Source organism: Abyssisolibacter fermentans, assembly GCF_001559865.1.
In the GTDB taxonomy this organism is placed as follows: Bacteria; Bacillota; Clostridia; order Tissierellales; family MCWD3; genus Abyssisolibacter; species Abyssisolibacter fermentans.
Window position 1 is genome coordinate 1 of record NZ_LOHE01000118.1, and the last position, 509, is coordinate 509.

The following is a 509-nucleotide window of genomic DNA, read 5'->3' on the forward strand; positions in this document are numbered from 1 at the left end:
TGAACTGACCTATGTCAAGTAGACAATTAATTTAATAAAAATGAATATTAATATTTTTCGGTGTTTCTGTATGAAGCACCGTTTTTATTTATGTACACTGTGCCTGAGTCCGATATTCAATTGGAGATAAACACCCTAATCGCTTTTGAAATCTTTCCTCGTTATAGAATTTTATATACTTATGAATATCTTGAATTAGTTTATCCATAGATTCAAATTGCTTGCCATAGAACATTTCAGATTTTAGTATTCCAAAAAAACCTTCCATTGGACCATTATCTATACATTTACCAATTCTTGACATGCTTTGTGTCATTTCTGCAAAATCAATTTTGCTTTTAAAGACACTATTAGTGTACGAGAAACCTCTGTCACTATGGAATATTGGCTTTGCATCGGGGTTGTTTTTTACAGCTCTATCAAACATTTTAAATACAAGCTGATTAGTATTTCTGTATGATAATTCATACTCTATTATACTGTTATCGAATAAATCTAATATTGGACTT

General features: G+C 29.9%; 1 protein-coding gene. It reads right to left on the reverse strand.

The window, feature by feature from the left end; translation table 11 throughout:
- Positions 1 to 88: 88 nt before the first annotated feature.
- Positions 89 to 509 (reverse strand): IS3 family transposase (locus AYC61_RS20390; protein ID WP_156456551.1); only part of this gene is annotated, 421 nt, incomplete at its 5' end.